The sequence below is a fragment of the Bradyrhizobium sp. genome (assembly GCF_022844465.1).
Lineage (GTDB): Bacteria > Pseudomonadota > Alphaproteobacteria > Rhizobiales > Xanthobacteraceae > Bradyrhizobium.
In genome coordinates this window covers 69496-94888 of sequence record NZ_JALHLP010000011.1, presented here as the reverse complement: position 1 = coordinate 94888, position 25393 = coordinate 69496, and the positions used below count along the sequence as shown (strand labels likewise).

Sequence of the window (25393 nt, the reverse complement as noted above, 5' to 3'; positions counted from 1 at the left end):
GTGGATGGCCGGGACAAGCCCGGCCATGACGAGGCTGGAATCGCAGGTGCAGAAATGACCTACATTGCAAAACCTAAATTCCATCATCCTGGCCTGCCGAAGAACGAACTCGGCTACACCCACCGGGATTACGAGGGCAAGATCTCGACCCTGTGCGCCGGCTGCGGCCACGATTCGATCACGGCCGCGATCATCGAGGCCTGCTACGAACTGTCGATCGAACCGCACCGGGTCGCCAAGATCTCCGGCATCGGCTGCTCGTCGAAGACCCCGGACTATTTCCTCGGCAACTCGCACGGCTTCAATTCGGTTCATGGTCGCATGCCGTCGGTGCTGACCGGCGCCAACCTCGCCAACCGCGACCTGATCTATCTCGGCGTCTCCGGCGACGGCGACTCGGCCTCGATCGGCTTCGGCCAGTTCGCGCATTCGATCCGGCGCGGCGTCAACATGACCTACATCGTTGAGAACAACGGCGTGTACGGCCTGACCAAGGGCCAGTTCTCCGCCACCGCCGACCGTGGCTCGAAGTCAAAGAAGGGCGTGATGAACACCGACAACGCCATCGACCTGGTGGCGATCGCGCTGCAACTCGGCGCCAGCTTCGTGGCGCGCAGCTTCTCCGGCGACAAAACCCAACTGGTGCCGCTGATATCCGCCGCGATCCGGCACAAGGGCGCGGCGTTCATCGACGTCATCAGCCCCTGCATCGCCTTCAACAACCACGCCGGCTCGACCAAGAGCTTCGACTATGTCCGCGAACACAACGAAGCGGTGAACCGTCTCGACGTGATCACGGGGCGAGAACCCATCACCGTCGATTACGCGCCAGGCTCGGTGCAGGTGGTGGATCAGCATGACGGAACGCGGCTGGCGCTGCGCAAGATCGACGCCGATTACGATGCCAATGACCGGCTGGCGGCCATGACCTTCCTGCAGAAACATGCCGCCAAGGGCCAGGTGGTGACCGGTTTGCTGTATGTCGACCCGGATTCCGACGACCTGCACAGCCACCTCGATACCGTCGAGACGCCGCTGAACAGGCTGGAGGCCAAGGATCTGTGCCCCGGCACATCGGCGCTGGAAAAGATCAACGCCAGCCTGCGCTAGAGGCATCGCTGGCTACCGGACGTTCAAGCCGCGGCGGCGAGCTTCCGCGGATTTGCCACATGCTCCTTGAGCACCGTGCCTGAGGCATCGACCTCGACCAGCGAAACGTCGTAGCTCCAGAGGTCAGCGAGGTGCTGCAGCACGCGCCTGGCGTCGACCTCGCTCAGTTGCGCGCCCTTGAGCACCACATGGCGAAGCATCAAACGGCGGTCGCCGGCCAGGTCGACATCGACGACTTCGATGTTGGCGTCGATGAAACCGACGTCATATTGCCGCGCCAGTTCGCGGCGAAGCCGGCGATAGCCGCGCTCGTCGTGGATGGCATCGACCAGGATGCCGGCGCTCTCCGCGGGGTCGTCGTGCAGGTGAAACATGCGGAAATGGCGCATCAGCCGCGGGCTGAGAAACTGGCTGATAAAGCTTTCGTCGCGATAATCCGTCCAAACGCTGCGCAGCACGGCCATGGCGTCGCCGGTCCCGGCGATGTCGGGGAACCATTCGCGATCCTCCTCGTCAGGGCAGGTTACGATTCGCTCGATATCCTGCATCATGGCAAAGCCGAGCGCATAGGGGTTGAAGCCGGAGTAGTGGGGATTGTCGAAGTCCGGCTGGAACACGACGTTGGTATGCGACTGCAGGAACTCGAGAAAATTGCCGTCGGATATCCGCCCCTGTTCGTGCAGGCGGTTCATGATTCGGTAGTGAACGTAGGTCGCGGTGCCCTCGTTCATGACCTTGGTCTGGCTTTGCGGGTAGAAATACTGCGCGATGTGCCGCACGATACGCAGCAACTCGCGTTGCCATGGCGCCAGCCGCGGCGCCGTCTTCTCCAGAAAATAAAGCAGATTCTCCTGCGGCAAGCCGAGCAAATTCTGGCGACGCCCGACATTGAGCAACACATCACTCTTGGCCGGACCGCTCGGGACGGTTCGCCACAGATCGTTGAAAGTGCCCTCCTCGTGCATGCGACGCTTTCCGGCCCGCTTTTCCTCCGCACGCAGGTCCAGCTTCTTTTTGCCGGGATAGCGGTCGATACCGTGCGACATCAGCGCATGCGCGGCATCCAAGGTCTGCTCGACCGCCTGCCGGCCGTGGCGCTCCTCGCACTGCGTCACATAGCTCTTGGCAAATTCGAGGTAGTCGAGAATGCCGTCGGCATCGGTCCATTGCCTGAAGAGATAGTTGTTCTTGAAAAAATGGTTGTGACCGAACGCCGCGTGCGCGATCACCAGCGTTTGCATCGTCGCGGTGTTTTCCTCCATCAGATAGGAGATGCACGGCGAACTGTTGATGACGATCTCGTAGGCAAGGCCCATCAGCCCTTTGCGGTAGGATGCCTCCTGATAGGCAAAGTGCTTTCCGAATGACCAGTGCTTGTAATACAGCGGCATGCCGACCGAGGAATAGGCGTCCAGCATCTGCTCGGCTGTGATGACCTCGATCTGGTTCGGATAGACGTTGAGGCCGAGTTCTTTCAGCGCAATCCCCTCGCAGGCGTCATGGACGCGCTGCAGCGCCGGAAAATCCCAGTCGGCGCCCCTGAAAAGCAGTTGGTCGGTCGCGGTCATGGGGCGGCCCTCTCCTGCTGTCCACGGCGCTGGAACAGGTCGTGGAATACCGGAAAAATTTCGCTGCGCTCGCGCACCTTGCGCATCGACAGCGGCGCGCCGTTCGCGCGCAGACGCTCATAGAGCGTCCACAACGACGAATTGGGCATGTCATACATCATCCCGCCATCCTGGCCGACCTCCAGATAGGCAAAGAACTGGCTTGCCGGCAGGATCATCTCCGTCAGCAGCCGGCCTGCGACTTCGCCGTCAGCGTGGGAATTGTCCCCATCGGAGGCCTGCGCGGCGTAGATATTCCAGTCGGCGGGCCGAAACCGCGACCTGACGATGTCGTGCATCGCCTGCAAGGCGCTCGATACCAGCGTGCCGCCCGAGGCCGGTCCATGAAAAAACGTATCCTCGTCGACTTCCTCGGCCCGATCCGTATGCCGGATGAAGACGATTTCGACGTGGCGATAGCGTCGCTTGAGAAAGACGTAAAGCAGCATGTAGAATCGCTTGGCAAGATCCTTCATGTGCTCGTTCATCGAGCCCGACACATCCATCAGGCAGAACATCACGGCCTGCGCCACCGGTTTCGGCACCGCCTCGAAGCGCCGGTAGCGGATATCGATCGGATCGATGAAAGGGATCCGGTGCATTTTGGATTTCAACGCCGCAATCTCGGCCAGCAGTTCGACCCGCCTGACCTCGTCGCAAGTCGCCATCTCCGCTTCCAGCGCTGCCAATTCTTCGGGCCGCGGCCGCCGCAACGCTACCCGCCGCGCCATCGCCCGCGCAACGGTTCGGCTCACCGAAATATTCGCCGGCGAACCCGAAGTTGTATAACCGGCCCTGCGAATTCCCTCGCTTTCGACTTCCGCAAGCTTCCGCTTGGCAAGATCGGGCAATTCCAGATCGTCGAGGAACAGATCAACGAACTCATCGCGGCTGAGGACGAAGCGGAACGCGTCCTGGCTGTCGCCCTCGCCGGGACCGCCTGCTCTTCCGCCAGTCTGGCCGGAGCGCGGCAGAATGTCGCCTTCAATGAACTTCTTGTTTCCGGGCAGAACCATGTCGCGCGTCCCGCCATCGCGGCGGAAACGCGGCTCATCCATACCCTCGACCGGGATGCTCACCTCGCCGCCTTCCAGGACGTCCTTGACGTTTCGATCCTGCGAGGACTTCTTGACCGCCCCCTGCACCAGCGCCTTGGCGCGGCGCAGGAAGCGCTGGCGGTTCTCGAGGCTCTTGCTACCGGGGTTGAGCCGCCGGTCAACGATATGGAGGGTCACTTTCGTATCCGCCTCACCCCGCTTGTTTCACGCGCATGTACCATTCGACGAGCCGCCGGACCTGACGCTCGGTATACCCGCGCTCGACCATGCGCGCGACAAACTCGCCATGCTTCTTTTCGGTTTCGCCGTCTTTCTTCGAGCCGAATGAAATGACAGGCAGCAGGTCCTCGACCTGGGAGAATATCCGCTTTTCGATCACCTCGCGAATCTTCTCGTAACTCGTCCAGGACGGATTCTTGCCGCCATTCTGCGCCCGCGAGCGCAGCGAGAACTTGACGACCTCGTTGCGGAAGTCCTTCGGGTTGGCGATGCCAGCCGGCTTCTCGATCTTGGTCAGTTCCTGGTTGAGGAGCTCGCGGTCGAGCAGCTGACCTGTATCGGGATCCTTGAAATCCTGGTCCTCGATCCAGGAGTCGGCGTAATCGACATAGCGATCGAACAGATTTTGGCCGTAATCGGAATAGGACTCGAGATAAGCCTTTTGAATCTCATGGCCGATGAACTCGGCGTAGCGCGGAGCCAGATCGGCCTTGATGAATTCGAGGTAGCGTTTCTCGACTTCGTCGGGAAGCTGCTCGCGGCGGATCGCCTGCTCCAGTGTGTACATCAGATGAACCGCGTCGGCTCCGACCTCGGTCGTGTCGTGATTGTAGGTCGCTGCGAGAACCTTGAAGGCAAACCGCGTCGAGACGCCGTCCATTCCCTCGTCAACACCGGCGGCGTCCTTGTATTCCTGGACACTGCGGGCCTTTGGATCCGACTCTTTCAGGCTTTCGCCGTCATATACCCGCATCTTCGCGAACAGGGTCGAATTCTCATGCTTGCGCAGACGCGACAGCACCGAGAACCGCGCCAGCGTTTCCAGCGTCGCCGGCGCGCAAGGCGCGGTCGCCAGTTCGGACCCTTGGATGAGCTTCTCGTAAATCTTCTGTTCCTCGGTGGCGCGCAAGCAGTACGGCACCTTGACGACGCAGATTCGGTCGATGAAGGCTTCGTTGTTCTTGTTGGTCTTGAAGCTTTGCCATTCGGACTCGTTGGAATGGGCCAGGATGACGCCGGTGAACGGAATGGCGCCGATATTCTCGGTGCCGATATAGTTGCCTTCCTGCGTCGCCGTCAGCAGCGGATGCAGCATCTTGATCGGGGCCTTGAACATCTCGACGAATTCAAGCACGCCCTGGTTGGCCCGATTGAGCCCGCCGGAATAGCTGTAGGCGTCGGGATCGTTCTGGGCGAAGGTCTCTAGCTTGCGGATGTCGACCTTGCCGACCAGCGAAGAGATATCCTGGTTGTTTTCGTCTCCGGGCTCGGTCTTGGCTACCGCGATCTGCCGCAACCGCGACGGTTGAATCCTGGCGACGCGGAATTGCGAGATGTCGCCGCCGAAGGCCTCGAGGCGCTTGTAGCACCATGGACTCATCAGCCCGTTGAGGCGGCGGCGCGGAATGCCGTATTTCTCCTCGAGCATCGGCCCCAGCGAGTCCGGATCAAACAGGCCGAGCGGGCTTTCGAAGACGGGGCTGAGTTCGTCGCCGGCCTTCAGGACATAGATCGGATGAACTTCCATCAACGCCTTCAGGCGCTCGGCAAGCGACGACTTTCCGCCGCCGACAGGTCCGAGCAAGTAAAGAATCTGCTTGCGCTCCTCGAGGCCCTGCGCTGCGTGCCGGAAAAACCCGACAATGCGCTCGATGGTTTCCTCCATGCCGTAGAAGCCGGCGAACGCCGGATAAACCCGCATCGTGCGATTGAGGAAAATGCGGCCAAGGCGAGCGTCCTTGGCGGTGTCGATCATCTGAGGCTCGCCGATCGCTGCCAGTAACCGTTCGGCGGCGTTGGCATATCGCATCGGATCGCTTCGACACGATTCCAGATATTCAGCCATCGACATGTCGGTCTGGCTTCGCGCTTCGAAGGACCGAACAAACGCATTGAACAGAGAATCGTTGTACATGATCCCTCTCTCCATGGTCAGTTGTATGGCTGGACGCGCCGGCAGAGTTCATCACCGTCGGCGCACCAGCACCCGATCGCGAATCAGCAACAGCACATGGCTGTATTGGACACGCGACGGAGTCAGTCACGCAATGCAATAGTCATGCTAGAAGCGTGATCCTAGTATTGTTACGGTCGAATTCTCTCGCTATGTAACTGTCCCGCAACATTGAGCCTGATTATCACCCGATCGTGAGTCTTAACGATTTGTTAGGAATCGCTTGGCTTCACGGTCCTGTCTTGACCAGACTCCAAGAACTCGGATTGATGGAACTCGTTCCTCGCACCCCCCGGAGTTCTGCGATTTCCATGGAAAATCGACGCGCGCGGCACGGTCCACGGATTGCCTCAATCCGTCGGCAACTCGTTCAACCCGTTGTTGACATTCCCCCCTCGCCCCCGAAAGCTGCCCAAAACCCGCAAAAACCAATCGATCTAACCCAACAGGCATCATGAATCCCGTCAAAGCACTCGAAAAACACGGCCAGTCGGTATGGCTGGACTTCCTCGCCCGCGGCTTCGTCGCCAAGGGTGACCTCCAGGCGCTGATCGAGACCGACGGCGTCAAGGGGGTGACCTCGAATCCATCGATCTTTGAAAAAGCGATCGGCAGCTCGGACGAGTATGACGGTGCGATCGGCCAGGCGTTGCGCAAGGGCGACCGGGAAGTCGCCGAGATATTCGAGGCGCTCGCAGTCGAAGACATCCAGAACGCCGCCGACGTGCTGCGCGCGGTCTATGACACGCTGAACGGCGGCGACGGTTTTGTCAGCCTCGAGGTCTCGCCCTATCTGGCGAAGGATACCAAAGGTACCATCGTCGAGGCCGAGCGGCTCTGGAAGAGCGTCAAGCGCCGCAATCTGATGGTCAAGGTGCCGGCGACGCCGGAGGGCCTGCCGGCGATCGAACACCTGATTGGCGAAGGCATCAGCGTCAACGTCACCTTGTTGTTTTCGCAAGCGGTCTATCGCGAGGTTGCGGAGGCCTACATCGCCGGCCTGGAGAAATTCGTCGCCAGCGGTGGCGATCCCGCGCCTGTCGCCAGCGTCGCCTCGTTCTTCGTCAGCCGTATCGACAGCGCGGTCGACAAGCAACTCGACGAACAGGTCGCCAGGGCCAACGACCCCGGCGAGAAGGCGCGGCTGAACGCGCTGAAGGGCAAGATCGCCATCGCCAACGCCAAGCTTGCCTACCAGGACTACAAGCGCCTGTTTGCCGGCCCGCGCTGGGAGAAGCTCGCGCGCAAGGGCGCCAGGCCGCAGCGCCTGCTCTGGGCCTCTACCGGCACCAAGAACAAGGACTACAGCGACGTCTTGTATGTCGAGGAGCTTATCGGCCCCGACACCATCAACACTGTGCCGCCGACCACGCTCGACGCGTTCCGCGACCACGGCAAGCCGCGCGACAGCCTTGAGGAAAACATCGATGGCGCCCGGCATGCGCTGGAAGAACTCGAAAGATCCGGCATCGTGCTCGACGCGATCACCGCCGAACTGGTGAAGGACGGCGTCAGGCAATTTGCTGATGCCGCCGACAGGCTCTATGGCGCGGTCGCGCACAAGCGCGCGGCCTTCCTCGGAAGCGGCATCGACCGACAGCAGCTGGCGTTGGGCGAGCGGATGATGACGGCCGTCGCGAAGAGCACGGAGGATTGGCGCGCTTCGGCCAAGATCCGTCGCCTCTGGCAAAAGGACAAATCGGTCTGGACCGGTGACGACGAAAACAAATGGCTGGGCTGGCTCGACAGCCCCGCCGCCGCCGACCTTGCGGATTACGAGGATTTTGCCCGGCGCGTGAAGGGACAGAATTTCAGCGATGCGGTCGTGCTCGGCATGGGCGGATCGAGCCTGGGCCCCGAGGTTCTCGCCGAAACCTTCGCCAGAAAATCAGGCTTTCCGAAACTGCGCGTGCTTGACTCCACCGATCCCGCCCAGGTGCGCGCGATGGAAGCCTCGGTCGATCTTGCCAAAACACTGTTTATCGTCTCCAGCAAATCCGGCAGCACGACCGAGCCGAACGCGATGAAGGATTACTTTTTCGATCGCGTCGCCGACACCATCGGCGCTGACAAGGCCGGTCATCGCTTCATCGCGGTGACCGATCCCGGCTCGTCGCTGGAGAAGGTCGCAACCAGGCAGGGTTTTGCGCGCATCTTCCACGGCGATCCCGCGGTCGGCGGTCGCTATTCCGTGCTTTCGCCGTTCGGGCTGGTGCCGGCAGCGGCGGCCGGCATCGACATCCGCAGCCTGATCACGCACGCGCTGACGATGGTGCGCTCCTGCGGCGCCGACGTACCGCCGCAGGAAAATCCGGGTGTACAGCTCGGGCTCGCAATGGGCATCGCCGGTCTCGAAGGCCGCGACAAGGTGACCATCACGGCCTCGCCGAAGCTCGCCGATTTCGGCGCCTGGGCCGAACAGTTGATCGCCGAATCCACCGGCAAGGATGGCAAGGGATTGATTCCGGTCGATGGCGAGCCGCTGGGCGAGCCGAAGCTCTATGGCAATGACCGCCTCTTCATCGACATCCGGATCGAAGGCGACAACGACGCCGCGCATGACGACAGGCTGCATGCGCTTGAAGCGGCCGGACATCCCGTCGTCCGCATCGCCGTGAAGTCGATCGCCCACATCGGCCAGGAATTTTTCCGCTTTGAGCTTGCAACCGCGGTGGCGAGCGCGGTCCTCGGCGTCAACCCGTTCAATCAGCCCGATGTGGAAGCGGCCAAGATCAAGACCCGCGAATTGACAACGGCGTTCGAGAACACCGGCGCCCTGCCGGCGGAACGGCCGGTGGTTTCGACCGATGAAGTCGACCTCTATACCGACTCGCACAACACAGCCCAGCTTCGCCAGGCAGGCGCCGACGGCAGCCTCGGCTCCTGGATCAAGGCGCATCTGGCGCGCTCCGGCCGCGGCGACTATGTCGCCCTGCTCGCCTATATCGCACGCGATGGCGGCACGATCGACGCGCTGCAGAAGATGCGGCTTGCGGTGCGCGAGGGGCGTCGGGTGGCGACCTGCGCTCAGTTCGGTCCGCGTTTCCTGCACTCCACCGGACAAGCCTACAAGGGCGGCCCTGACAGCGGCGTGTTCCTGCAGATTACCGCCGACGATGCCCGGGATTTGCCGGTGCCGGGCCAGAAGGCCAGCTTCGGCGTGATCAAGGCGGCGCAGGCCCGCGGCGATTTCGACGTGCTGACCGAACGCGGCAAGCGCGCGCTCCGCGTCCACCTCAAGGGAGAGCTGGGACCGGCGCTGGCTGCGCTCGACGCCGCTATTGTCGAAGCGCTGGCCTAGCCAAGCCGGGGCATGCAGATCGCCGTAACGCAGCTATTCGCCCGTCGGCCACCCAAACGCGCCGGGCGATCGATGCGATCGTGGAGACTTCATTCACTACTTGAACTGGCTGCCCGATGGCACGCATCTCACTCGTTGTTTCCGACGTTGACGGCACCCTGCTGACCGATGACAAGAGCCTGACCGATGGCGCAAAGGCAGCGGTCCGCAAGCTGCACGCGGCCGGCATCGGCTTTTCCATCGTTTCCAGCCGTCCTACCATCGGCATGGGCTTTCTGGTCGAACCTCTGGCGATTGCACTCCCTATTGGGGCTTTCAACGGCAGTTCGACCGTCGATGCCGGACTCAAGCCGATTGAACAGCACCTGATCGCGCCTGAAGTGGCAAAACGCAGCCTTGACGTGCTCGATGCGTTTGGCGTCGACATCTGGCTGTTCACCAATGACCGCTGGTACACGCGCAATCGAGCTGGCGAGTACGTCGCGTCCGAACAGCATGCGATCAAGGCCCATCCGACCGTCATCGCGGACTTCGCGCCGCATTTGAGCCAGGCCTGCAAGATCGTCGGCGCCAGTTCGGATGCCGCGCTGCTGCAGCGTTGCGAGGCGGCGATGAAGCAGGCGGTTGGCCGGGAGGCCACCGCGGTGCGGTCGCAAACCTACTATCTGGACGTGACGCCGCCGGGTCATGACAAAGGCACCTTCGTCGAGGGGTTGTCGAAACGGCTCGGCATTTCGACCGACGCGGTTGCGACCATCGGCGACATGGAGAACGATCTGCCGATGTTTGCCAGAAGCGGCGTCTCGTTCGCCATGGGCAACGCCGCCTACGAGATCAAAAAGCGCGCGACGCATGTGACCGACAGCAACGAGCGCGACGGCTTTGCGCGCGCAGTGGAGACGGTGCTGAAGCTTGCGTAGCGCGCCGCGGCTACACCCTTCACCGTCAGGGCGGCGGACAAACCGCGATCTCGGGGCGCCGACGCCCGCGGAAATCAGGATCGGCCTGGCGTGCGCGAGCGCTCCTGCGTCGCGGCCTTGAGCGCAACAACGTCGATCGCGGATTTCATATCCTCAAGCGGCACTGGAAGCCGCCGTCGCCAGTTCGGATGTTCGTGGACGGTGCCGGGAATGTTGGGCTGGTCCACCACCCCAAGCAGGTCCTCCAGCGCGATCGCGAGCAGCCGCGATCTGGTCCGCGCCAGAAAACTCACCACCGCATGAAGGTCGTTGCGATCGATCGCATGATGGCGCAACACATCGTCGAGCATGGCGAGCGCATGCCAGCGCGCCTCGTCGCTCTCGCCGGGATCGATGCCGATCGAACGCTTGGTCTTCAGATCCCCGAAGCCGCGCCAGCCGGCATAAGTGGAGAGATCGTGGGTGTTGAAGGTAACGAGCGCATTGGCCCCGTAATGGTCGATGTCGCGGAAAGCGCCGCGGTCGTCGCGCTCGAACATCATCACCAGGTACGACCAGATGCCCCAGTCGGCCATCTCGGCGCGAAAACCTTCCGGCACGGTGCCGAGATCCTCGCCAATCACGACGCAGCGATGCGTCAGGCTTTCCTGCGCGGTCACCGCCAGCAGCGCCTCGAACGGCATCTGCACATAGACGCCATCGGCGGCGGAAAAGCCGTGCGGTACCAGATAGAGCCGCTTCAAACCCAGCACATGGTCGAGCCGGATCGCGCCGGCATGCCGCATCGAGGCGCGCAGCATGTCGCGGTACGGCGCAAAGGATTGCCGCTCCAGCCCGGCGGCGTTGAATCCGGCAAGCCCCCAGCTTTGACCGGCGGTGTTGAGCGGATCCGGCGGCGCCCCGACGCCGAGATGGCGCGAGATCGCGACCTGTTCGTTCCAGGCGTCGAAGCCGTCGGCCTGCACCCCGACGGCGACGTCGAGATAAAGTCCGACCCGCATGCCGCGCTTGCGGGCCAGATCGGCGGCGGCGCCGAGCTGCCGGTCGGCGATCCATTGCACGAATTCGACAAAAGCGATCTCGTCGGCATCCGCGCCCTTTCGAAGCGCGGCGAATCCAGCATCGTCCGGTTGCCGCCACGGCTGCGGCCATTCCCACCACGGCGCGCCAAATTTGTGCCTGAGCACCTCGAAGCAGGCAAAGCGCGACAGCAGGACCTGGCGTTCCCGGCGGAATTTGTTGAAATCCCGCCGGCGCGCCGGCGTCGCGCCGGCCTTGAAGGACGCAAAGGCGGACCGCAGCGCGCGCCATTTCAGGCCCGCGGCGGCGGGGTAATCGACGATTTCGGCAGCCCGTAGCCGGGCCAGGGCCTGGCTGGTTTCGGCATCAAGGTGAAACTCGGGAAGCCGTTCGACGTCGATATAAAGCGCGTTGAGAAACAACCGGCTGTTCGGCGAATAGGGGCTGCAATCGCCCGGCCGGTCGTCGAACAGCGCGTGCAGGGGATTGAGGCCGACGCCATCGGCGCCGAGATCACTGGCCAAGCCGATCAACCCTTCGAGATCGGTGAAATCGCCGATCCCCCAGTTGCGCGCGGAACGAACGCCATAAAGCTGCACCGCGAGCAGCCAGCAGCGGTCGAAATCGCCGCCGAACGCCCGCTCAGGCGCCGAAATCAGCGGCACGTCCTCGGTGACGGCAGCGCCGTCGGCCAGTTGCAGACGGTACACGCCCGGCGTCAGGCCCTCCGGCCAGTCGATAGCCCGCGCCCTCGCCACGCCTTCCGCAACTACCCCGGCAGCCGCAACAATCTTCCAACGCACCGGAAGCCGCGCCTCCGGCCGGAGTTCGCTACGCGTCGCCCGCCCGGCCCGAACCACCACCGGCCGTCCTACCAGCGGCCCCGAAGCCTGCAACGGCAGCGCGTCGAGGATTACTTTGAGGGCGGCCGCGTCGGTCAGGCGGCGCCTGCCCTGGCCGTCCAGGAACTCGGTCTGAATTCCCCGTGCTTCAGCTTGCGAAAAAAGATCCATTCGGCACGCACTTTGCACGCAAACATCGCACGGATGTCGCGAAATTGTCCCAATGCAGGAAGGGGATGGATTTGAGTAACGCCCCCGGCCACACCAGGTTCCCCAACGGAACCAAAGCGCGCCGGACGGCTTTCTACCCAAGTCCAGAACGTTTCCCATTCAGCCAACGAAACGGGAGCGTCATTTCCATGGCCATGGCATCACCGTGAACAAAAAAGCCCAAATCGCCGAAAGCGCCAAGGCGGGCGCTCCCGTCCCACTGCCCGGCGGCAACCGCACTGATATCGACGCCGGAAAGGCGGGCGACGCGCCAGCCATCGATGCCGCCGCCGACGATCTTTGGTACAAGGACGCCATCATCTATCAGCTTCACGTCAAGGCCTTCGCCGACAGCAACAATGACGGCATCGGCGACTTCGCGGGGCTGACCGAGAAGCTGGGCTACCTGGAGGACCTCGGCGTCACCACGCTGTGGCTGTTGCCGTTCTATCCCTCGCCCGGCCGGGACGACGGCTACGACATCGCCGACTACGGCGACATCAATCCCGATTTCGGCACGATGAAGGACTTCAAGCGCTTCATCCAGGAAGCCAAGAAGCGCGGCCTGCGTGTCATCACCGAACTCGTCGTCAACCACACCTCGGACCAGCACGACTGGTTCAAGCGCGCCCGCCGCAGCGATCCGAACTCCAGCGCGCGCAACTGGTATGTCTGGAGCGACACCGATCAGAAGTACCAGGGCACGCGGATCATCTTCACCGATACCGAGAAATCGAACTGGACCTGGGATCCGGAGGCCGGCCAGTTCTACTGGCACCGCTTCTTCTCGCACCAGCCGGACCTCAATTTCGACAATCCTCGGGTGGTGAGCGCGCTGGTGCAGGTGATGAAGCGCTGGCTCGACACCGGCGTCGACGGCTTCCGGCTCGACGCCATTCCCTATCTGTGCGAGCGCGACGGCACCAACAACGAGAACCTGCCGCAGACGCACGCCATCATCAAGCAGTTGCGACGCGAACTCGACAATTATGCCAAGGGCAAGGTCCTGCTGGCCGAGGCCAACCAATGGCCGGAAGACGTCCAGGAATACTTCGGCAGCGGCGACGAATGCCACATGGCCTATCATTTTCCGCTGATGCCACGCATCTACATGGCGATCGCGCAGGAAGACCGCTTTCCCATCACCGACATCCTGCGCCAGACGCCTGATATCCCCAACAGCTGCCAGTGGGCGCTGTTCCTGCGCAACCACGACGAACTGACGCTGGAAATGGTCACCGACGTCGAGCGCGACTATCTGTGGTCGACCTATGCGAACGATCCGCGCGCACGCATCAATGTCGGCATCCGCCGCCGGCTGGCGCCCTTGATGGACAACGACCGCCGCAAGATCGAGCTGATGAACTCGCTGCTGTTCTCGTTTCCGGGTACGCCGATCATCTACTACGGCGACGAGATCGGCATGGGCGACAACATCTATCTCGGCGACCGCAACGGCGTCCGCACCCCGATGCAGTGGACCCCGGACCGCAATGGCGGCTTCTCGCGCGCCGATCCGGCGCGGCTCTACGCGCCGACCATCATGGACCCGGTCTATGGTTATGAGTCCGTCAATGTCGAGGCGCAGTCGCGCAGCCTCTCCTCGCTGCTGTCAGCCACCAAACGGCTGATCGCAGTGCGCAAGTCCACGCTTGCCTTCGGCCGCGGCAGCATGACTTTCATCCGCCCTGAGAACCGCGCAGTATTGTGCTACGTTCGGCAGTACCGCGACGAAGTCATTCTGTGCGTCGCCAACCTGTCGCGCTCGGCGCAGGCGACGGAGCTCGATCTTTCCGCCTGGAAGGACCGCGTGCCGCTGGAAATGCTCGGCCGTTCGCGCTTTCCTGCGATCGGCGACGCGCCCTACATGATCACGCTGGCGCCCTACGGCTTCTACTGGTTCGAACTGCAGGAGCCCGACAAATCGGCGCCGGTCACACCGCGCGCGGTGCCCGAGTTTGAAACGCTGGTGGTGCCGGTCAACGCCACCTGGGTGTCGCTGGCGCGCGAGCGCGGCGTGTTCGAACGCGACGTGCTGCCGGGATACCTGGCGCGCACCCGCTGGTATCCGCAACGGTTGGCCAGGGAAATCCAGCCCAGGCTGGTATCGGCGATCCCGTTCTGCGATATCGGCGACAACCGGCCGTGGCTCGCCTGCTTCGAGACCACGCAGCGTGGCGTGACGGCGCGCTACTTGCTGCCGCTGCAGATCGAATGGGTGCGCTTTGATCGCGAACGCTACAATCCCAGTGCGCTGGCCGCGGTGCGCCAGGGTGCGCGCGAAGGTACCCTGCTGGATGTCGCCACCGACCCGATTTTCATTTCGCTGTTGCTGCGAAATTTGAGGGCGTCGCTGACCATCGAGGAGAACGACCAGGGACTGCGGCTCGAATTCCGTCCAACCAGCCGTTTCGCCAACGGACCGATCCGGCCGCCCAAGCACATCAGGACCATTGAAACCGACCGGCCCGACAGCACGGCGCTGGTGGACGAAGACTATGTCATCAAAATTTTCCGTGCACTTGAGGCTGGCATCCATCCCGCGATCGAGATGGGACGTTTCCTCACCGACGTCGCGAAATTTCCAAACGCTCCGGCGCTGCTCGGCAGCGTCGAACTGGTCGAAGGCTTGGAGAATCGCGCGGTCGGAACCGTTCATGCCTTCGTCACCAACCAGGGCGACCTGTGGGCGGTGACCGCTTCCTACCTCGATCGCTTCGTCGAGGAGCAGCAATTGCTGGCGGCGAGCGAACATCCGGGTGAACGCGAGGAGCAAATGCCCTATCTGCGTCTGATGTCGCAGGCCGGGCGGCGCGTCGCCGAATTGCATGCCGCGCTGGGCGGCAACCGCGAAATGGCCGAATTCGCACCTGCCCCGATCCGGCCGGAAGACATCCAGCGCTGGACCGATGACCTGCTGACCCGCGCCGGGCGCGTCTGCGCCGTGCTGAGGGAGCGCCGCGACATGCTGAAGGAGCCGGAGCGCCTGCTCGCCGACCAGTTGCCGATGTTGCAAGCCGCCCTGCCCGAGCGTCTCGAAGCGTTGCTGCCGCCCGACCTCGACGGCCTCAACATCCGTCACCACGGCGACCTGCACCTCGGCCAGTTGCTGGCCGTCAAGGACGATGTCTTCATCATCGACTTCGCCGGCGAGGCAGACCGAACGATCGCCGAGCGCCGGCGCAAGGGGCCCGCGGCGCGCGATGTCGCCAGCCTGGTGCGTTCGATCGACTATTCGGCGACCGCAGCACTTGAGCGCGCACTCAAGGTTGCCCATGACGAACACGGCAGACTCGGCGCGGCGCTTGGCGAGTGGCGCGATCGAGCGACCGTAGCGTTGCTCGCCGCCTATCACGAGGCGATGGCCGACCGCCGCCTGTGGCCGTCCGACCCGAAGGCCGCCGATCGGTTGTTGACATTCTTCCTGATCGAGAAGGCGTTCAGCGAACTCGAACACGAACTGTCCTGGCGGCCGGACTGGCTGCGAATGCCTTTGGCCGGAATCATCAGGCTGTTGTCGCCATCGGCGCGCGAGGCCTCATGAACAGGTTGAGCGACGAGGCCTACGCCATCATCGAAGGCAGGCATTCCGACCCGTTTCGCTACCTCGGTCGCCACAGCGAAGGCGGCCGCCAGGTCGTGCGCGCCCTGCTGCCGGACGCGTCCAATGTGGAGGCGGTCGGCGAGCGCGGCGAAACCGCGCCGCTGGCGAAACTGCACGAGGCCGGACTGTTCGCCGGCCCGCTGCCGAACGGCGCCGCCAAATACCGGCTGCGCGCCCGCTTCGGCGACCATGTCGTCGATCTTGATGACCCCTATCGCTTTCCCCCCGTCCTGAGCGAGTTCGACCTGCACTTGCTGGGCGAAGGTACCCACCGCCGGATCTACGACAAGCTCGGCGCGCATCCGATGACGCTCGATGGCGTCGCGGGGGTTTCGTTCGTGGTGCTGGCGCCGAACGCCAGAGGCGTCAGCGTGGTCGGCGACTTCAACTACTGGAACGCGCGGCGTCATCCGATGCGCGTGCGCGGCGTCGGCTATTGGGAGCTATTCGTCCCGCATGCACGCGCCGGCGACCGCTACAAGTTCGAGATCATTGCCGCCGACGGGCGGCACCTGCCACTGAAATCAGACCCGCTTGCCTTTGCCGCGGAAGTGCGCCCCAGCACCGCCTCGATCGTGGTCGATCAAGCCAGGATTCCGCGGCCGCGCCCGGCGCCCTCTTCCGTCAACGCGCTGCAGGCCCCCGTCTCTATCTACGAGGTCCATCTCGGCTCTTGGCGGCGCAAGGGCAACAACGAATGGCTGAGCTATCGCGAACTCGCCGAACAGCTGCCGGCCTATGTGCGCGATCTCGGCTTCACCCATGTCGAGTTCCTGCCGGTCAGCGAGCATCCGTTCGACGGATCATGGGGCTACCAGCCGACCGGCCTGTACGCGCCGACCAGCCGGTTCGGCCCACCCGAAGATTTCTCAGCGCTGGTCGACGCCTGCCATCGCGAAGGGCTTGCAGTGTGGCTCGATTGGGTGCCCGGACATTTTCCCGATGATCCGCACGGCCTCGGCTATTTCGACGGCACTGCGCTTTACGAGCACGCCAATCCGCGGCAGGGCCGCCACTTCGACTGGGGCACGCTGATCTACAATTACGGCCGCACCGAAGTGGTCAACTTCCTGGTGTCGAACGCGCTGTTCTGGCTCGATCGTTACGGCATTGACGGCCTGCGCGTCGATGCCGTCGCCTCGATGCTCTATCTCGACTACAGCCGACCGGCCGGGGAATGGATCCCGAACCAGCACGGTGGCCGGGAGAACCTTGAAGCCGTCGCTTTCCTGCGCCGTTTCAATACCGAGCTGTTCGGAGAATTCCCAAACGCCACCACAGCGGCGGAAGAGTCCACCTCGTGGCCGGAGGTGTCGCGGCCGGTGGAGCATGGCGGACTCGGCTTCGGCTACAAATGGAACATGGGCTGGATGCACGACACGCTGAATTACATCGGCAAGGACCCGGTGTATCGCAAACACCACCATGGCGATGTCCTGTTCGGCCTGCACTATGCGTTCTCGGAAAACTTCATCCTGCCGCTGTCCCACGACGAGGTCGTGCACGGCAAGCGTTCGATCCTCGGCCGGATGCCCGGCGACGACTGGCAGCGCTTCGCGAATCTGCGCGCCTATTACAGCTTCATGTTCGGCCATCCCGGCAAAAAGCTGATGTTCATGGGTTGCGAATTCGGCCAGGAACGTGAATGGAACCACGATCAATCGCTGGATTGGCACCTGACGCGGCAGCCGGCCCATGCCGGCGTCCAGTCCCTGATCCGCGATCTCAACCGACTTTATCGCGACCTGCCGGCGCTGCACGAGATGGACTGCAATCAGGCCGGGTTTGAATGGGTTGTCACCCATGATTCCGGCAACAACGTTTTTGCCTGGATACGCCGGGGGTTCGACCCGCGGGCGCGTTGCCTTGTCGTCGTGAATTTCTCGCCGAACGTCCAATACAACTACCGCGTTCGGGTGCCATTTGCCGGCGCGTGGAAGGAAGCGCTCAATTCGGACTCCGCCTTTTACGGCGGCAGCAACGTCGGCAACACCGGCACCGTTCACACACTGGAGGCTAACATACCCGAGCTCAACCTGACCCTTCCGCCGCTCGCCGCCATCTTTCTCGTGCCGGAAACCTGACCATGCGATTGTCAACGGGAAGCCCAGCGCATCTCGGCGCAAGCTGGGACGGCCGGGGTACCAATTTTGCGCTGTTCTCGGCCAATGCCGCCAAGGTCGAGCTTTGCCTGTTCGACAGCCAAGGCCGCCGCGAACTCGAACGAATTGAATTGCCTGCGCGTAGCGAGGATGTCTGGCACGTCTACGTCAACGATGTCTCGCCGGGGCAGCTTTACGGCTATCGCGTTCATGGACCCTATGAGCCGGAGCGCGGCCACCGCTTCAATCCCAACAAGTTGCTGCTCGACCCCTATGCCAGGCGGCTCGCCGGCCGGCTGGTGTGGAGCGACGCGCATTTCGGCTACCGCGCCGGCAGTGCTCGCGAGGATCTCTCGTTCGACCGGCGCGACAATGCGCGCGGCATGCCGAAGGCGGTCGTGGTCGACGAGACTTTCAATTGGGGACGGCGCGAGATGCGCCCGAACATTGCCTGGGAAGACACCGTCATTTACGAAGCCCACGTCAAGGGTCTGACGCAAAAGCGCGGCGATGTGCCGCCCGGCCTGCGCGGCACCTATGGCGGGCTTTCCTCACCCGCGATGATCGACCATCTCAAGCGCCTCGGCGTCACCACCATCGAGCTGTTGCCGATCCACGGACTGATCGACGACCGCGTGCTGGTCGAGAAGAAGCTTTCAAACTACTGGGGTTACAACACGCTGGCATTCTTTGCTCCGGAGCCGCGATACGCCCAGGACAACGCGCTGGACGCCTTCCGCACCACCGTTGCCCGACTTCACGACGCCGGCATCGAGGTGATGCTCGACGTCGTCTACAACCACACCGCCGAAGGCAATCATCTTGGCCCGACGCTGTCGTTCCGCGGCATCGACAACGCATCCTACTACTGGCTCAAGCCGGACAACCCGCGATACTACGATGATTTCACGGGCTGCGGCAGCTCGGTCAACCTCACCCACCCGCGCGTGTTGCAGATGGTGATGGATTCGCTCCGGTACTGGGTCGAGGTTTGTCACGTCGACGGCTTCCGCTTTGACCTCGCCACCACGCTGGCGCGGGGACCGAACGGGTACGATCGCAACGCAGCGTTCCTGACTGCAGTGCGCCAGGACCCGGTACTCTCGACCGTCAAGCTGGTCGCCGAACCCTGGGACCTCGGCATGGGTGGCTATCAAGTCGGCGCGTTTCCGTCGCAATGGTCGGAATGGAACGACCGCTATCGCAGCGCGATGCGACGCTACTGGAGCGGCGAAGGCAGCCTCATCGGCGAGGTGTCGCGGCGCATGACCGCCTCCTCCGACCTGTTCCATCACGACGGCCGCGCCCCGCGCGCCAGCATCAACCACGTGACGGTTCATGACGGCTTCACGCTCGCCGACCTGTTCAGCTACAACGAGAAGCACAACGAGGCCAACGGCGAGGACAATCGCGACGGCTCAAGCGACAATCACAGCAACAATTGCGGCCATGAAGGCCCGACCAGCGATGCAGCGATCAACGCGCTGCGGCGACAGCTCCGCAAGAATCAACTTGCCTGCCTGTTCCTCGCCCAGGGCACCCCGCTGATGCTGGCCGGCGACGAGGTTGGCAATTCGCAAGCCGGCAACAACAACGCCTATTGCCAGGACAACGACATTGGATGGGTCGACTGGGATCATCTCGGCAAGGAAGGCGAGGACCTCACCGGGTTTGTCGGACACATGAGCGAACTGCGCCGGCGGTTTGGGCAGATTCGTTGCCAGCGCTGGCTCGACGGGCGTCGCGCCGACGGCTCTTACGGGGTGTTGTGGCTAACGCCGGCAGCCGAGGAGATGCAGGAAGCCGACTGGAACTTTCCGGAAGGCCGTTTTCTCGCCTATGTGCTTGGACCGGTGGAACCCGGGCAGGCGCCGATCTTTATCGTGCTGAACGCCGCGCCCGAGGAGATCGCCTTCACGTTGCCCAGGATGCCTGAGTACCAGAGCTGGCAGCAGGTACTGAACACCGCTGAATCCTCACAAGCTCCCGCGAGCCTCCCTTCCGGCGCCGAGACCCGTGCGCCGCCGCGCTCGGTGCTTGCTTTTGCGGGTGCAGCATGAGCGACCGGCCATTCGGGCCTGTCCTGACCAAGGCGGGCGTGCAATTTCGGCTCTGGGCGCCGGCAGCCGAGCGCGTCGATGTACTAATTGGTGAGCGCCAGGCGATGCGGCGCAGCGAGGACGGATGGTTCACCGCGGACATCCCAGGCGTGAAGGCCGGCGCCCGCTACAGGTTTCGTATTGACGATGAGATCGACGTCCCGGACCCGGCATCGGCGTTTCAACCCGACGACGTGTTTGGTCCGAGCGAGGTGATCGACCATGGCGCCTTCCCGTGGCGAGCCAGGGCGTGGCGCGGGCGGCCGTGGCAGGAAGCGGTCATTGTCGAAGCCCATGTCGGCACCTTCACCCGCGAGGGCAGCTATCGCGCGATGATCGACAAGCTCGACCACCTGGTGCGGACCGGCGTCACAGCGCTTGAATTGATGCCGCTGGCGGATTTCGCCGGCGCGCGCAACTGGGGCTATGACGGCGTGCTGTGGTACGCGCCCGACAGCGCCTATGGCCGGCCGGAGGAACTGAAGACGCTGATCGACGAGGCGCATCTGCGCGGGCTGATGGTGATGCTCGACGTGGTCTATAACCATTTCGGCCCGGAAGGAAATTTCCTCGGCCGCTACGCGCCTGACTTCTTCACGCAGGCGCAGACGCCGTGGGGATCCGCGATCGATTATCGCGTGCCCGAAGTGCGCGCCTTCGCGATCGATAACGCGCTGCATTGGCTGCGCGATTACCGGTTCGACGGGCTGCGGCTCGATGCCGTCAACAGCATCGTCGAGCCCGGGGGATTGTCGCTGCTGCACGATATCAGCGCCGCCGCCGGCCGACTCGCAGGCGAAGCCGGCCGCCAGATTCACCTGGTGCTGGAGAACGGCGATAACCGCGCCAGCCTGCTGGATGCGGATCAGGACCCGCCGCAGGGAAAATACCGCGCGCAGTGGAACGACGACTACCATCATGCGTGGCGCGTGCTGCTGACCGGCGAAAGCCGGGGCTACTATGCCGACTACCAGCGCTCGCCGATGTCCGACATTGCCCGCACCCTGGCCTCGGGCTTCATCTACCAGGGCGAAGTTTCGGCGTTTCGCGGCGACAGGCGCGGCGAGCCGAGCGGCCACCTGGCGCCCGCGGCCTTTATCAACTTTCTGCAGAACCACGACCAGATCGGAAATCGCGCGCTGGGCGACCGGCTGGAAGGCCAGGCAGATGCGCAGGCGATCGAGGCCGCGCTGGCGGTGCTGCTGCTGGCGCCCGCCGTTCCGATGCTGTTCATGGGCGAGGAATGGGGCTCGGCGGCGCCCTTCCCGTTCTTCTGCGATTTCAAGGGCGAACTCGCCGACGCCGTCCGCGCCGGCCGCCGCGCCGAATATGCCTGGGCCTATGACGAGTTCGGCGACGAGGTCCCCGATGCGCTGGACCCGTCGTCCCGCGACCGCGCGGTGCTCGACTGGGACAGCCTCGACACCCCGGCGGCGCGCAAGCGACTTACGCTGGTGCTGGAGCTGTTGCGGATCCGGCGAGAGCAGATCGTCCCACGGCTGGCTGGCGCCGCCTTCGGCGAGGCCCGCGCCGCCGACCGGCTGCTGACTGCAACCTGGCGAATGGGCGATGGCGCCATCCTTAATCTCACCGCCAACCTGTCGGACCGGGCCGTCAACCGACCCGCCGATGCCTATCCGGGAACCGCCATCTGGGGCCGCGAGTCGAGCGATGGCGTCCCGCCATGGTCGGTGCTCTGGCGCATGGGATAGCAAAATGCCCCCGGCGATCCCGATCGCGACTTACCGGCTGCAATTATCGGCGCGTTTCGATTTCGATGCTGCTGCGGAGGTGGTGCCGTATCTGAAGGCGCTAGGGGTCACGCATCTCTATGCATCGCCCTTCATGTGCGCCCGCAAGGGCAGCACGCATGGATACGACGTTACCGACCACGCCGGCTTCAACCCCGAGCTTGGCGGCGAAGCCGGGTTCGAGCGGCTCAGCGCCGCGCTGCGGCAGCACGACCTCGGTCTGATCCTTGATTTCGTGCCCAACCATGTCGGCGTTCACTTCGCGGACAACCCGTGGTGGCTCGACGTGCTGGAATGGGGTCAGGCCTCGCCCCATGCCGCCTCCTTTGACATCGACTGGGAGCAGTTGCCGCATCGCCCTCGAGGCGGCGTGCTGCTGCCGATCATTGGCTCGTCCTACGGTGATGCGCTTGAGCAGGGCGAAATCGCGTTGCGCTACGATCCCGACGAAGGCAGTTTCTCGGCGTGGTATTTCGAGCATCGACTGCCGATCGCCCCTCAACGCTACGGCGAAATCCTGCGAACCATCGTCAAGCATGCAGATGCCGAGCAGACCACACCCGGCAAAGCGATGCTGGCCCTGGTGTCGCGCTATCCGGGGCTACGCAGCCCGAACCGCAAGGAAGCGCCGGACTTCCAGGCGGCACTCCGTGAAATCCCCGGCGGCGCCGAGATCATCGCCCGTGGATTGAACGCGTATCGCGCCGGACCGGATCGGCCCGGTCCGACGCTGGCACTGCACCACCTGCTCGAACGCCAGCACTACCGGCTCGGCCACTGGCGGCTGGCCTCCAGCGACATCAACTATCGGCGGTTCTTCGACATCAACACCTTGGCCGGCCTGCGCATCGAGGACGCCGGCACGTTCGAGGCGGTGCATCGGCTGGTCAAGCGGTTGATCGGGGAAGGAAAGCTGCAGGGTCTGCGGCTCGATCACATCGACGGCTTGCGCGATCCTGCCCAGTACTTCCAGCGCCTGCGCCGATTGATCCGCGAGGCGCAAGGCCGCGCCCGACCCTTCTACGTGGTGATCGAGAAGATTCTGGCCGAGCATGAGAGTCTGCCGCCGTTCGCCGGCGTTTTCGGCACCACCGGTTATGAATGGATGAACGCGATCACAAGGGTATTGACCTGCGGCGACGGCCTTGAACCGCTCGACGAAATCTGGCGACAGATCAGCAACCAGCCGCCGACGCTCGAGCCTGTTCTCAAGCAAGCCAAGCGCCGCGTGCTCGAGACGCTGCTGACCAGCGAATTCACGGTGCTGACGCGGCTTTTGGCGCGGATCGCCAGCGGACATTACTCAACCCGCGACTATTCCGCCGACAGCCTGCGCCAGGCGCTCGAACTCTACGTGCTTCACTTCCCGGTCTATCGCACCTACCTGACCTCAACAGTGGCAACGGGCCACGACCGCCAGCTGATCGCGGAGACGATCGAGCAAGCGCGCGCCGATTGGTTTGCCGCCGATGACGGCATTTTCGATTTCCTGCGGGATACGTTGACGATGGACCTGGCGAAACCGGGACGTGCCGCTCACAGCGCGCCCAGGGTCCGGAGGTTTGCCCTGAAGATGCAACAATTCACCGGCCCGATGATGGCCAAGTCGCTCGAGGACACGGCGTTCTACCGTTACCACCGCCTGCTGGCGCTCAACGAAGTCGGCGGCGATCCCGCGGCAAAGGCGCTCGCCGTAGAGGACTTTCACCTGATGATGCGGGCGCGCGCCGATGAATGGCCGCACGGCATGACCGCCACTGCGACGCATGACACCAAGCGAGGCGAGGACGCCCGCGCCCGTATCATGGCGCTGTCGGAAATTTCGGGAGAATGGGCGAGCGCGGTGGCGCGCTGGAAGGTCGCCAACGCGCCGCATTTGACAATTCACGGAAACATGCGCGCGCCTTCGACGACGTTCGAGTACATGCTTTATCAGGCGCTGCTGGGAGCGTGGCAGCCGGAAGACGCTTCGTTCACGGAACGGATGCAGGAATATGCGCTCAAGGCGGCGCGCGAGGGCAAGCAGGAAACCAGTTGGCTCAATCCTCACTCGGCGTATGAGGCGGGGGTCAGCAACTTTGTCGAAAAGGTTCTCGACCCGTCGATTTCCAGCGAATTCCTGGGCTCTGTCCAGGCCTTGGCGCAGCGCCTCTCATTGCTGGGCGCGCTGAACTCGCTTACCCAGATCACGCTGAAGGCGACGATGCCGGGAGTTCCGGACTTCTATCAGGGCACCGAGCTCTGGGACTTCTCGCTGGTCGATCCGGATAACCGGCGGCCGGTCGATTTTGGTACCCGGGCCCGTCTGTTGGAGGCGCTGGAACGGCCGGATTGGAATCGTCTGGCGCTGGATTGGCCAAGCGGCCATCTCAAATTCGCCTGGACCAGGCATCTGCTCCGTCTGCGCACGGAAATAGCCGACGTTTTTACCCAAGGCGGGTACGCGCCGCTGAATGTGGCGGGAGACCACCGGGATCATTTTATTGCATTCGCCCGGCGCCGGGGTCTCGACGCCGCGATCGTCGTGGTGGCGAAATCGTTCGCGGCGTTCACCGACCATGGCCGAAGCTGGCCGAATCCAGCGCGATACAACGCCACCCTGAACGTGCAAGGCTACGTCGTGGAAGGCATCGCCGACCGCGATACCAACCGGCTGCAGATGTCCGACCTGCTTGAACACCTGCCGGTTGCGGTTCTGAAAGCCAGGTTCAACGGCGAGGCAAAGCCTGCGCGCCGAAGCGTGGCTTAACAACTAGTTCTGCTTCGTCAGCAACAGGCTGCCGCGGCTGCGGATCGCCTTCTGGGCCGCTTCGGCAAAGCGCTGCAGCAGCCATGGCAGCACGACCTCCACCTGCACGTGATCGTCGGCAACGTCGACATGACCGGCCGCGGCCTGGCCGAGCGCGCGAACGCGAAAGATCATGCGGTTGTCTTCCCAGCGCTCCTCGTCGACGCTCAGCACCGGCAGGCTGGATGTCGCGCGCGAAAGTCCCTGCTTCAAACGTCGGGTGGCTTCTTCGCGTCCCAGACGGTGCGGGATCGATACCACCAGTGGCTTGCTCATCGCTGAACCCTCATTTCATGCAGATTGCATCTAGTTAGCGCGCGGCCCGAAATGAAGTGGCATCGAGGAGAGTTGCGTCTTCCGCTTGGATGGATATGCGCGCTCTCTTGGTGCAATCAGCCCGCCCACATGAAACGCGCGGTTTCATAAATGGAACTTCCGCGGCTTCGGTGTGTTATTCCGCCGCAGGCACGCAACACAAAAGCCCCCGGGCTGAGGAGATATTCATGTCTATCGGGACCATCATTCTCATTATTCTCGTTATTGCCCTGCTCGGCGGCTTCAGCGGCATCGGTGGCGGGCCGTTTTACGGTACCGGCTATTACGGCGGCGGGGGCCTTGGCCTCGTCATCGTGATCCTGCTGATCCTGCTGCTGCTCGGCAAGCTCTGAGCACGACGTCCGGAAGTGACAGGAGCGCACCATCGCGTTGCGCCTACGCACGAGAATCTTATCACCCGCCGCGGCGAGTGATAAGATTGAGAGGCAAAGCCGCGGCTTGTTGACGGGTCGATTGGCAAGCCCGGGTTGGG

The 25393-nt window shown here is 63.3% G+C and carries 14 protein-coding genes; 9 read left to right on the top strand and 5 right to left on the bottom strand.

Going from position 1 to position 25393, the window contains the following annotated elements; genetic code table 11:
• Positions 1 to 54 precede the first annotated feature (54 nt).
• Positions 55 to 1110, top strand: a complete 1056-nt coding sequence (locus Q0D31_RS16985) for a 2-oxoacid:ferredoxin oxidoreductase subunit beta (RefSeq protein WP_291853479.1) — start codon at positions 55 to 57, stop codon at positions 1108 to 1110.
• A 23-nt stretch (positions 1111 to 1133) separates the two neighbouring features.
• Here Q0D31_RS16985 and Q0D31_RS16980 read toward each other — a convergent pair whose 3' ends face one another.
• From Q0D31_RS16980 to Q0D31_RS16970, 3 genes are read right to left on the bottom strand one after another with little or no spacing between them, the layout of a single operon-like run.
• The gene (locus Q0D31_RS16980; RefSeq protein WP_291853476.1) at positions 1134 to 2678 is read right to left on the bottom strand and encodes a SpoVR family protein; all 1545 of its coding nucleotides are present in this window, start codon (positions 2676 to 2678) and stop codon (positions 1134 to 1136) included.
• Positions 2675 to 3952: a YeaH/YhbH family protein gene (locus tag Q0D31_RS16975; RefSeq protein ID WP_291853473.1), complete on the bottom strand. Its 1278-nt coding sequence runs from the start codon at positions 3950 to 3952 to the stop codon at positions 2675 to 2677. The genes Q0D31_RS16980 and Q0D31_RS16975 overlap by 4 nt, the downstream gene beginning before the upstream one ends.
• Positions 3953 to 3965: 13 nt before the next feature.
• Positions 3966 to 5909: a PrkA family serine protein kinase gene (locus Q0D31_RS16970; RefSeq protein ID WP_291853466.1), complete on the bottom strand. Its 1944-nt coding sequence runs from the start codon at positions 5907 to 5909 to the stop codon at positions 3966 to 3968.
• A gap of 493 nt (positions 5910 to 6402) precedes the next feature.
• On the opposite strand from Q0D31_RS16970, the gene Q0D31_RS16965 reads away from it, so the two are divergent.
• Together Q0D31_RS16965 and Q0D31_RS16960 are read left to right on the top strand one after the other, a co-directional pair.
• Positions 6403 to 9249, top strand: a complete 2847-nt coding sequence (locus Q0D31_RS16965; protein WP_291853463.1) for a bifunctional transaldolase/phosoglucose isomerase — start codon at positions 6403 to 6405, stop codon at positions 9247 to 9249.
• 116 nt (positions 9250 to 9365) lie between these two features.
• Positions 9366 to 10169 (top strand): HAD family hydrolase, encoded by an 804-nt coding sequence (locus Q0D31_RS16960; protein ID WP_291853460.1) that lies wholly within the window; start codon positions 9366 to 9368, stop codon positions 10167 to 10169.
• Between the two features lie 74 nt (positions 10170 to 10243).
• On the opposite strand, the gene malQ is transcribed toward Q0D31_RS16960, so the two are convergent.
• On the bottom strand, positions 10244 to 12202 hold the full coding sequence (malQ, locus tag Q0D31_RS16955; RefSeq protein ID WP_291853457.1) for a 4-alpha-glucanotransferase: 1959 nt from the start codon (positions 12200 to 12202) through the stop codon (positions 10244 to 10246).
• A gap of 283 nt (positions 12203 to 12485) precedes the next feature.
• Between malQ and treS the strand changes: the two genes are divergently transcribed.
• From treS to treY, 5 genes are read left to right on the top strand one after another with little or no spacing between them, the layout of a single operon-like run.
• Positions 12486 to 15785, top strand: a complete 3300-nt coding sequence (gene treS / locus Q0D31_RS16950; RefSeq protein WP_291853573.1) for a maltose alpha-D-glucosyltransferase — start codon at positions 12486 to 12488, stop codon at positions 15783 to 15785.
• Entirely contained in the window at positions 15782 to 17929 is a 2148-nt protein-coding gene (glgB, locus tag Q0D31_RS16945) for a 1,4-alpha-glucan branching protein GlgB (RefSeq protein WP_291853454.1), read from the top strand. The genes treS and glgB overlap by 4 nt, the downstream gene beginning before the upstream one ends.
• 2 nt (positions 17930 to 17931) lie before the next feature.
• Positions 17932 to 20007 carry a glycogen debranching protein GlgX gene (gene glgX, locus Q0D31_RS16940; protein ID WP_291853451.1) on the top strand — a complete coding sequence of 692 codons (2076 nt, stop codon included), beginning with the start codon at positions 17932 to 17934 and terminating at the stop codon, positions 20005 to 20007.
• The gene (gene treZ, locus Q0D31_RS16935; protein WP_291853448.1) at positions 20004 to 21758 is read left to right on the top strand and encodes a malto-oligosyltrehalose trehalohydrolase; all 1755 of its coding nucleotides are present in this window, start codon (positions 20004 to 20006) and stop codon (positions 21756 to 21758) included. The genes glgX and treZ overlap by 4 nt, the downstream gene beginning before the upstream one ends.
• A gap of 4 nt (positions 21759 to 21762) precedes the next feature.
• Complete coding sequence (gene treY, locus Q0D31_RS16930; protein WP_291853445.1) at positions 21763 to 24546, top strand: malto-oligosyltrehalose synthase; 2784 nt, start codon at positions 21763 to 21765, stop codon at positions 24544 to 24546.
• Between the two features lie 3 nt (positions 24547 to 24549).
• Here treY and Q0D31_RS16925 read toward each other — a convergent pair whose 3' ends face one another.
• A complete protein-coding gene (locus Q0D31_RS16925) occupies positions 24550 to 24861 on the bottom strand; it encodes a polyhydroxyalkanoic acid system family protein (RefSeq protein WP_291853442.1) in 312 nt (103 codons plus the stop codon).
• Positions 24862 to 25088: 227 nt separating this feature from the next.
• On the opposite strand from Q0D31_RS16925, the gene Q0D31_RS16920 reads away from it, so the two are divergent.
• The gene (locus Q0D31_RS16920; RefSeq protein WP_166056303.1) at positions 25089 to 25253 is read left to right on the top strand and encodes a DUF3309 family protein; all 165 of its coding nucleotides are present in this window, start codon (positions 25089 to 25091) and stop codon (positions 25251 to 25253) included.
• Positions 25254 to 25393: the final 140 nt, after the last annotated feature.